Origin of the sequence: Limisphaera ngatamarikiensis (genome assembly GCF_011044775.1) — a bacterium.
GTDB classification, from domain to species: Bacteria; Verrucomicrobiota; Verrucomicrobiia; order Limisphaerales; family Limisphaeraceae; genus Limisphaera; species Limisphaera ngatamarikiensis.
In genome coordinates, this window is the sequence record NZ_JAAKYA010000017.1 from 19674 (window position 1) to 29448 (window position 9775).

Consider the following 9775-nt stretch of genomic DNA (forward strand, 5'->3'; position numbering starts at 1 on the left):
GCAGCCCCAAAGGGGGCGGTCTCCGCGAGTGGAAGTGCGAGACGTTGGTTCCGGGGAGGACCGGCGTTTTTGAAGACGCCGGCCCGACGCAGAAGCATTGCTGCAGCCTCAATGGCCCGGAGCTTGCGCAGGCAGGAATCCATCCCTCTTTCGACCATCTGCCAGGCTTCCGGGTTTCGCAGGGGGACTCCCTCAGGGGGCATCGTCCTCCCTGCCCGCCGGTTGTTGCGGACGGCGGGGACGTGGTCGCTCCCGATCTGTCGGATTTCGAATGGTCCCGGCGGCCGGGGCGGCGGCGTGGGACGTGGGGCATCGGGGAAGAAGTGGGGTGGTGTGGTTGGAGTGGCGGGCGGGCTGTGTTTGGGCTGGCTCCGGGGTGGCGGAGTTTTTACGGTGACCGGAGCTGCAGCGGCGGCGGTGGTGCCGGTCGCACGGCGGAGGGTTGGTTGTCATGTTTTCGCATGTGGTGATTTTCTGGACGGACCCGGGACAGCCGGGTGCGGCGGAAGAATTGATCGAGGCGGCGGAGCGGTATTTGCGGCCGATTCCGGGCATTGTGCATTTTCATGTGGGTCGGATGGTTCCGAGTGATCGGCCGGTGGTGGAGCAGAGTTACCAGGTGGGGTTGAACGTGGTGTTTCGGGACAAGGCTGCGCACGATGCGTATCAGGTGCATCCGGCGCATGTGGAGTTTGTGGAGAAGGTGTTCAAACGCGTGTGCAAGCGGGTCCTGGTGTACGATTTTGCGTGAGAAACCGTGGTGGTGCGGAAAAGGTTACGGGTGCAAATCGGGAGGTGACGGCCATGAACGAGGCGGTAGACGATCGGATTGGGCGGAGAATGGCCCGGTGGGTGGCCGGGGTGTTGGGGTGTGTGCTGGCGGGCTGGCTCGGTTGGGGTTGTGCGAGTACCGGTTCGGGGGGGACCGCGGGTTTCCGGTTTGAACCTGTGAACGAGAGTTCGTTGGGGTTGTGGGAGGGGGATCGGCCGGTTTTGGTGTACAACCATGGTGTGATCCGGCGTGCGGGAGTGCCGGAGCGGTATGCGCGCAGCACGTATGTGCACCCGTTGTATGGTGTGGACGGGGAGGTGTTGACGGACGATTTTCCGGCGGATCATCTGCATCATCGGGGTTTGTTTTGGGCCTGGCCGCATGTGCGGGTGGGCGGGGTGCGTTATGATTTGTGGTTGTTGCAGGGGATTCGGCAGCAGTTCGAGCGTTGGGGACGGCGCGAGGCTTCGGCGCGGGAGGCGTTGTTGGAGGTGCACAATGGATGGTACGCGGGGGAGGCGAAGGTGGTGGACGAGACGGTGCGGTTTCGGGTGCATCCGGTCCGCGGAGGGACGCGGGCGGTGGATGTGGCGTTCGAGTGGCGGGTGTTGAAGGGGCCGCTGACGTTGCAGGGGGCCGAGGGGAAGAGTTACGGGGGGTTGACGTTGCGGTTTGCGCCGGGGACCAACACCGCGATCACAATTCCGGCGGGTCGGATTTCAGAGGATTTGGCGATGACGAATCTGCCGTGGGCGGATCTGACGCGGCTGTGGGCGGGGTCGGGTCGGACGAGCGGGGCGGCGATTTTTGTGGCGCCGGATCATCCGGGGTATCCGCCGCAGTGGTTGTTGCGGCATTACGGGGTGTTGTGTTTGGGCTGGCCGGGGGTTGAACCGGAGACGTTTGGGGAGGGGGATGTGATACGGGCGCGCTATCAGGTTTGGATCCATCGGGGTGAGGTGGATGCGGCCCGGTTGCGCGAGGCGTACGCGGAGTATTGTCGGGAGCTGGGCCTGTTGCGGTAGACCCCGCCCTGGTGCCGGGGGGTGGGGAGCGGTTCGGCGGGTTGGGGATTGAAGAGTGCGGGGAAGTTTTGCGTCCAAGGGCCGTGTGGGTTCGGGAGCAGACCCCCGGGGGCGGGGTTTGTTGTCCGCGCCCCGCGGGACGAAACGAACCAACCTCAACCAAGGACCGAAAGCGATGAAACGAGCGAGTTGGATGCTTCTGTTGGCGGGTTTGGCATGGAGCTGGATTGCGTTTGGGCAATCGGCCGGGGTGATTCGGCCTTTTAACGGCCGGAACCTGGAGGGCTGGAAGGCCAAGCCGGAAGGGAATCAGAAGAATTACTGGACGGTGGGCACGGCGCGGTTGGACCCGAACAATCCGGAGCGGTTGTTGGTGGAACCGGGCGGTCAGGAACTGATCAATGCGACGCCCGGGCACGGGCAGGGGCTGGATCTGTACAGCGAAACTTTGCACGGGGATGCGATCATCAAGTTGGAGGTCATGGTGCCGCGCAACTCGAACAGTGGCATTTACGTGATGGGCGAGTACGAGGTGCAGGTACTGGACAGTTACGGGAAGGACGACCGGCCGGGGCCGGGTGATATGGGCGCGATTTACGGGGCGCAACCGCCGCGGCATCCCAAGTACCGGCCGCCCGGGGAATGGAACACGTACGAGATTCACTGGCGTGCGCCGCGGTTTGATGCCTCGGGCAGGAAGGTGGCCAATGCGCGGTTTGAGAAGGTGATTCTCAACGGTGTGGTGATTCACGAGAACGTGGAGATGAAAGGGCCGACGCCGGGTGGTGTGGACGGCCGTGAGAAGCCGATGGGACCGCTGATGTTCCAGGGGAACCACGGGCCGGTGGCGTATCGGAACATTGAGATTCATCCGCTGCGATAGGGTTGTCGGCAGGCAGGGTGATTGTCCCGGGCCCCGGTGCGGCTGATGAGGCTGGCCGGGGCCGGTGTTTTGGGTACGGGTGTGCGCCCGGGATGTGGGGTTAGCGGACGGCGGGTTCGAGCAGGCGGAGGTCGCCGCGGACGGCATCCAATTCGGCCCGGACGCCCCAGGGGAGGGTGGCGTTGAGGGCGGTGTGGCCGAAGGGGAGGCCGAAGAGGATGGGTTTGCGCAGGGGCCGGAGTCGTTCTTCCCAGACGCGGAGGGTTTCGGTTCCGAGTGGGTCGGGCTCGGCGGTGGGCGGGTCGGTGCAGCGTTCGCACCGGCCGATGGCGATGCCGGCGATCTGATCGAGCAATCCCGAGTGGAGCAGTTGGGTGAGCATGCGATCGATGCGGTAGGGGGGTTCGGCGACTTCTTCGAGGCAGAGGATGCGGTTGTGGAAGTCGGGTTGGTAGGGGGTGGCGAGGGTTGCGACGAGCATGGAGAGGTTGGCGGGCAGGAGGGGCCCCGTGGCGCGGCCTTTTCGGAGGATGCGGACGAGGGGGCGGGTGGCGGGGTCGAGGATGCTGCCCGGTGGATGGGGTTGTGTCAGGGTGTGAAGGAGGCTGCGGAGGGTGAACTCGGGAAGGTCGGGTCGGCCGAGGTCGGGTCCGGCCATGGGTCCGTGGAAGGTGATGAGGCCGGTGAGGGTGTGGATGGCGGCGTGGAGGGCGGTGACGTCGCTGTAGCCGACGAAGATTTTGGGGTGGTTGCGGATGAGGTTGAGGTTGAGGTGTGGGATGAGACGTGTGGAGCCGTAGCCACCGCGGGCGCAGAGGATGGCTTTGATGCGCGGGTTTTGGAAGAGGCGGTGGAGGTCGGCCAGTCGTTGGCGGTCGGACCCGGCGAGGTATCCGCGGGATTGGAAGAGGTGGGAGGCGGTATGGACACGGAAACCGAGCTGTTCGAGTCGCGCGATGGCGCGGTGGATGGCATCGGGGGATCGGACGGGGCCGGCCGGCGCGATGAGGCCAATGGTGTCGCCGGGTTCGAGTCGTGGCGGGCGCAGTGGCATGGGCGTGGGTGTGGGGTGCGCTGCTGGGGGTGGGTTCAGTCCCGGAGGCAGGCGAGTTCGCGGAGGGTGTTTTGGAGGGCGGATTCGAGTTCGGTGACGAGGCCCGGAACGGAATCGAGCTGGCCGGCGCGGGCGGCGCGTTCGATGCGCTGGCAGAGGGCGACGACCTTGCGGGCGCCGAGGCTCATGCTGGTACTTTTGAGGGAGTGGGCCTGGAAGGCGAGCTGGGTGGGGTCGGCCATGGCCTGCCGGATTTGGTGGAATTGCTGGGGTGCGGTTTGGTGGTAGAGGTCGATGAGTTCCTGGAGCATGTTGAGGTTTTCGCCGGCGGGCAGTTGGCGGAGTTCCTCGAGCAGGGTGCGGTCGAGGAGGGTATCCGGGGAGGCGTGGGGCATGCGTGCGAGGAAGGTGGTGGTGTCGAAGTCGCGGAGGCGTGTGGGGCCCCAGCGTTCGAGGGCGTTTTGGATGTCCTGGAGGCGGATGGGTTTGGAGATGTAATCGTCCATGCCGGCGGCGAGGCATTTTTCGCGGTCGCTGGCGAATGCGGCGCCGGTGATGGCGATGAGGCGGGGGCGTTTTTCGCGGGGCAGGCGTTGGTGGATGGCGCGTGCGACTTCGAGTCCGTCGAGTTCGGGCATTTGGACGTCGAGGAAGAGGATGTCGTATTCCTTTTGGTCGAGGGCGGCGAGGACTTCGCGGCCGTTGGTGGCGGTATCGGCCTGGTAACCGAGTTTGCGGAGGATGGTTTGTGCGACCTGGAGGTTGACGGGGTTGTCGTCGGCGACGAGGAGGCGGAGTGGGAGGCGTTGGGCGAGGGTGGCGTCGAGGACGGGGGGTGCCGGGGTGCGTTTTTCGCGTTGGACGGGCACGCCGAGGGCGCGGCAGAGGGTGTCGAGGAGCTGGGCCGGGCGGATGGGTTTATGGACGACGAGGTCGAAGCCGGCTTCGGCGGCGCGGCGGTCTTCGCCGCGGAGGGGGAGGGTGGAGAGCAGGACGATGGGGATGGGCGGGTTGGCGAGGTGTTTGAGCTGGCTGGCCAGGGCGAGGGGGTCGGTGCCGGGCAGTTGTTGGTCGAGCAGGATGACGTCGACGGGCGGGTCGGTTTCGAGGCAGTGGAGGGCTTCGCTGGCGGAGGTGGCGGTGGTGACGCGGAGGCCCCACTGGGTGGCGCGGTGGCGGACGAGGCGTTGGTTGGTGGGGTTGTCTTCGATGAGGAGGAGGTGTTTGCGGGCGAGGGTGGGTTGGGGGCACTGCCAGAAGGCGGGGGCGGCGGTGGGTGCGGGTTGGGCGCGGATGGTGAAGTGGAAGGTGGCGCCCTTGCCGGTGTCGCTTTCGACCCAGATTCGGCCGCCCATGAGTTCGCAGAGTCGGCGGCAGATGGCGAGGCCGAGGCCGGTGCCGCCGTAGTGGCGTGCGGTGGAGGCGTCGACCTGTTGGAAGGATTTGAACAGGCGATCCTGTTTGTGGAGGGGGATGCCGATGCCGGTGTCGCGGACGGAGAAGTGGATGAGGCAGGACTGGGTTTGGGTGGTGGGCTCGTTGGCCGTGGGGGTGCGGGTTTGGGGTTGGGGGTCGGCCGGGGCGGGTCGGGCTTCCACGACGACCTCGCCGGTGTGGGTGAATTTGACGCCGTTGGAGAGGAGGTTGACGAGGATTTGGCGCAGTCGTGTGGCGTCGCCGATGATGACGCGGGGGAGGCGGTCGTCGAGGAGGTAGGCGAGGTCGAGGTTTTTCTCGGCGGCCTTGGGGGTGACTTGTTCGAGGGCTTCCTCGATACAGGTGTGGAGTTCGAAGGGGTGGGCTTCGAGCTCGAGTTTACCGGATTCGATTTTGGAGAAGTCGAGGATGTCGTTGACGATGGCCAGGAGGGATTCGGCGCTGTGCCGGGCGGCCTCGGCGTATTCGCGTTGTTCCTCGGTGAGGTCGGTGGCCAGGAGGAGGTTGACCATGCCGATGACGCCATTCATGGGGGTGCGGATTTCATGGCTCATGTTGGCGAGGAACTCGGTTTTGGCGAGGGTGGCCTCCTCGAGTTTCTGGTTGAGGGCGAGGAGGGTGGCGTTGTTTTCCATGAGTTTTTGCTGGCTTTCGCGGAGTGCGCGGTAGGCGGCGTCGCGTTGGAGCTGGTTGATGTAGGCGCGGGAGTGATAGCGGAGGCGTGCGATGAGTTCGACGGGGTCGGGGAGTTTGACGAGGTAATCATTGGCGCCGAGGGCGAAGGCGCGGCTTTTGATGAGGGGGTCATCGTGGATGGAGAGGACGAGGACGGGAATGTCGCGCGTGGCGGGGTTGGAACGGAACTGGCCGAGGAGGGTGAAGCCGTCGGTACCGGGCAGGACGAGGTCGAGCAGGATGACGGTGGGCCGGAGTTGGAGGGCCACGGTGAGGGCTTCTTTGGGGTCGGCGCAGAAGTGGAAGTCGATGTCGGGCTGGTCGGCGAGGGCGCGTCGGACGGCCTCGCCGACGACGGCCTGGTCATCGATGAGGAGGACCAGGGTGTGGTACTCCGGGGGTGGCCATTCGGCCGGGTTGGCGGCCGGGGGCGGTGCGGCGTTGTCGGGTTGGTTGCTCATGGCCGTCGGGTTTGGGTGTTGGTTCGTCGCGACGGTTTGGGCGGCTGCACGGTTTCCGGCCCGAACGTTCCGGGCGTTGTGCGGCGGTTCCGGTCCCTGCGGGGACCGACCGTGCGCAGGTGAAATCCCAGGGGCACGTTGTGCCGATGGGTGTTCCACCGTGAATCAGCTTAGACAGCGGGGGAGGAAACGGCAAGAGACCGGCCGTGTCGGGGCGGATGGCGGCGGGGCGGGGTGTGGGTCGGGGACTTGACGGCGGGGCGGGGTTGCGCATCTTACGCGGTCCACCCTGCCGGGTCCGGCCAGGGGGCCGGGATTCGGTGTGTTGGGGGTTTTCGGGCGGGTGCGGGTGAACAGAGGCGCATGGAACACATACGGAACATCGCGATCATTGCCCACGTGGATCATGGGAAGACCACGTTGGTGGATTGTTTGCTGAAGCAATCGGGGACGTTCCGGGCCAACGAGGCGAAGGCCTCGGAGGAGCGGATCATGGACATGATGGATCTGGAGCGGGAGAAGGGGATTACGATCCGGGCCAAGAACGCCGCGTTTCGGTACAAGAGGTATCGGGTGAATTTGGTGGACACGCCGGGGCATGCGGATTTCGGGGGTGAGGTGGAGCGGATCATGAACATGATTGACGGGGTGTTGCTGGTGGTGGATGCGGCGGAGGGTCCGCAGGCGCAGACGCGGTTTGTGTTGCGGAAGGCTTTGGAGGCGGGGGCCAAGCCGATTGTGGTGATCAACAAGATTGACCGGGAGAACGCGCGACCGCAGTGGGCGCTGGACCAGGTGTTTGATCTGTTTTTGTCGCTGAACGCGACGGACGAGCAGCTGGATTTTCCGTACGTATTTTGTTCGGCGAAGGCCGGGTACGCGCGGTTGCGGTTGGAGGATACGAACGAGACGATGGAACCGTTGTTTGAGGCGATTGTGCGGCACATACCGCCGCCGCGGGCGCGGGCCGGTGAAGGGTTTCAGTTGCTGGTGGCGAATCTGGATTATTCGGATTACCTGGGGCGGATCGCGTTGGGGAAGGTGATGGCGGGTCGGATCCGGGTGGGCGAGCCGGCGGTGTGTTTGCACGGGGATGGTCGGGTGACGGAGGGGCGGGTGACGGCGCTGTTTCACTATGAGGGGTTGAAGCAGGTGCAGATCGAGGAGGCGCCGGCGGGTGACATTGTGGGGGTGTGCGGTTTTGAGACGGTGGCGATTGGGGAGACACTGGCGGACCGGCCGGAGCGCGGGGCGTTGCCGTTTATTCCGGTGGATCCGCCGACGATCCAGATGGATTTTGCGGTCAATGATGGTCCGTTGGCGGGGCAGGATGGGAAGCTGGTGACGGCGCGGCACATTTGGGAGCGGCTCCAACGGGAGGTGCGAACCAATGTGGGTTTGCGGGTGGAGGCGACGGAGGATCCGAAGGTCTTCCGGGTGAGCGGTCGCGGGGAGATGCAAATCGCGATTCTGGTGGAGCAGATGCGGCGGGAGGGGTACGAGGTGCTGGTGTCGCGGCCGGAGGTGTTGTGGCGGCGGGATGCGGAGGGGAATCTGCTGGAACCGATTGAGCGGCTGTTTTTGGAGGTTCCGCAGGAGAGCATGGGGGCGGTGCTGGAGAACCTGGCGTGGCGGAAGGCGGAGATCCAGCAACTGACGCCGCACGGGGACCAGGTTTCGATTGAGGCGTTGATTCCGATGCGGGGGTTGATCGGGTTCGAGACGGATCTGGTGAATCTGACGCGTGGGTTGGGAGTGATGAGCCATTTGTTTCACGGTTACGGTCCGGATCGCGGGGAGATTCCGGCGCGGCGGAATGGTTCGTTGGTGAGCATGGAGGATGGGGTGGCGACGGCGTATGCGTTGGACGCGTTGCAGGAGCGGGGCCGGTTGATGATTGAGCCGGGGGACCGGGTGTACAAGGGGATGATCGTGGGGGAGCATGCGCGGGAGCAGGATTTGCTGGTGAATCCCTGCAAGACGAAGCATTTGACGAACATCCGATCGCAGGGGGAGGGCAAGGGGATTCAGCTGAGTCCGCCGTTGAAGCTGACGTTGGAACGGGCGCTGGAGTACATCGGGCCGGACGAGTACGTGGAGGCGACGCCGCATCATTTGCGGCTGCGGAAGAAGATCCTGGACGAACACCAGCGGAAGCGCGCGGCGCAGCAGCGCGCGGTGCGGGTGCTGTCGGACTGAGCCGACCCGGTGCGGGGGTGGGGTGGGGGATGTGGGGCCTTTAGAGGAGCCGTTCCGGGTTGAGCCCTTGGAGATCCCGGGGGACGAAGCGGCCGTCTTTGCGAATGAGTTCGCCGTCGAACCAGACCTCGCCGCCGCCGTATTCGGGTCGCTGGATGAGGACCATGTCCCAGTGGATGGCGCTGCGGTTTCCGTTGTCGCAGGCTTCGTAGGCCTGGCCGGGGGTGAGGTGGAGGGAGCCGGCGATTTTTTCGTCGAAGAGGATGTCGCACATGGGCTGGAGGATGTGGGGGTTGAATCCGAGGGAGAACTCGCCCGTGTAGCGGGCGCCGGGGTCGGTATCGAGGATCTGGTTGAGGCGTTCGGTGTTGTTGGCGGTGGCTTCGACGATGCGGCCGTTGCGGAAGACGAGTCGGACGTTTTCGAAGCGTGTGCCGGCGTAGAGGGTGGGGGTGTTGAACTGGATGACGCCGTTGACGGAGTTGCGGACGGGGCAGGAGAAGACCTCGCCGTCGGGGATGTTGCGGAGGCCGTTGCACATTTGGGCGCCGATGCCCTTGATGCTGAAGGTGAGGTCGGTCCCGGGGCCCTTGATATGGACGCGGTCGGCGCGTTGCATGCGTTTCCAGAGCGGGACCATGGCGCGGGCCATTTTGCGGTAGTCGAGGGTGCAGACGCGGAAGAAGAAGTCTTCGAAGGCCTCGGTGCTCATGCCGGCGCTTTGGGCCATGCTGGGGGTGGGCCAGCGGAGGACGCACCAGCGGGTTTTGTTGACGCGCCAGTTGAGGACGGGTCGTGTGATGCGGGCGTAGAGGGCCATGCGGTCGGGGGGGACGTCGCTGGTTTCGTTCATGTTGTCGGCGCCGCGGATGGCGATGTAGGCCTTCATTTTCTTCATGCGGGCCAGTTCGAGGTCGCGCACCAGGGCGGCGTGGCGGGGGTCGGTTTCGCGGAGGATTTCGCGGGTGACGCGGCTGTGTCGGGTTTCGACGATGGGGATGCCTCCGGCGCGGCGCACGGCGCGCATGAGTTCGACGGTCATGGGGTCGGGCACGTCGGTGACGTCAATGAGGACGGGGTCCCCGCGTTTGACGGCGACGGAGTAGTTGACGACGAGTTCAGCCAGTTGGGTGTAGCGTGGGTCTTGCATAAGCCTGAAATTGCCGGGGTCGGGGGGGTACGGCGCATCGGGGCCGGGTGCGGGCCGGTCCGTGTGTTCGGATGCGGCGGGGTCATGGTGTGGGTGTGGGTGGCGGGGTGGGCTCCGGG

The 9775-nt window shown here is 65.4% G+C and carries 7 protein-coding genes; 4 read left to right on the plus strand and 3 right to left on the minus strand.

Going from position 1 to position 9775, the window contains the following annotated elements; genetic code table 11:
* Positions 1 to 451 precede the first annotated feature (451 nt).
* The 3 genes from G4L39_RS03410 (at position 452) to G4L39_RS03420 (ending at position 2680) form a co-directional block, all read left to right on the plus strand.
* Positions 452 to 751, plus strand: coding sequence for a Dabb family protein (locus G4L39_RS03410; RefSeq protein WP_165105926.1), 300 nt, complete (start codon positions 452 to 454; stop codon positions 749 to 751).
* Between the two features lie 53 nt (positions 752 to 804).
* A complete protein-coding gene (locus tag G4L39_RS03415; RefSeq protein ID WP_165105928.1) occupies positions 805 to 1797 on the plus strand; it encodes a DUF6807 family protein in 993 nt (330 codons plus the stop codon).
* Positions 1798 to 1972: 175 nt separating this feature from the next.
* Positions 1973 to 2680, plus strand: coding sequence for a 3-keto-disaccharide hydrolase (locus G4L39_RS03420; RefSeq protein ID WP_240893771.1), 708 nt, complete (start codon positions 1973 to 1975; stop codon positions 2678 to 2680).
* 100 nt (positions 2681 to 2780) lie between these two features.
* Here G4L39_RS03420 and G4L39_RS03425 read toward each other — a convergent pair whose 3' ends face one another.
* Positions 2781 to 3734, minus strand: coding sequence for a S66 peptidase family protein (locus G4L39_RS03425; RefSeq protein ID WP_165105930.1), 954 nt, complete (start codon positions 3732 to 3734; stop codon positions 2781 to 2783).
* A 35-nt stretch (positions 3735 to 3769) separates the two neighbouring features.
* Entirely contained in the window at positions 3770 to 6307 is a 2538-nt protein-coding gene (locus tag G4L39_RS03430) for a response regulator (RefSeq protein ID WP_165105932.1), read from the minus strand.
* A gap of 363 nt (positions 6308 to 6670) precedes the next feature.
* Here G4L39_RS03430 and typA point away from each other — a divergent pair, with 363 nt between their 5' ends.
* Positions 6671 to 8506, plus strand: coding sequence for a translational GTPase TypA (gene typA, locus G4L39_RS03435; protein WP_165105933.1), 1836 nt, complete (start codon positions 6671 to 6673; stop codon positions 8504 to 8506).
* A 40-nt stretch (positions 8507 to 8546) separates the two neighbouring features.
* Here typA and G4L39_RS03440 read toward each other — a convergent pair whose 3' ends face one another.
* Positions 8547 to 9656, minus strand: a complete 1110-nt coding sequence (locus G4L39_RS03440) for an aminopeptidase (RefSeq protein ID WP_165105935.1) — start codon at positions 9654 to 9656, stop codon at positions 8547 to 8549.
* Positions 9657 to 9775 lie beyond the last annotated feature (119 nt).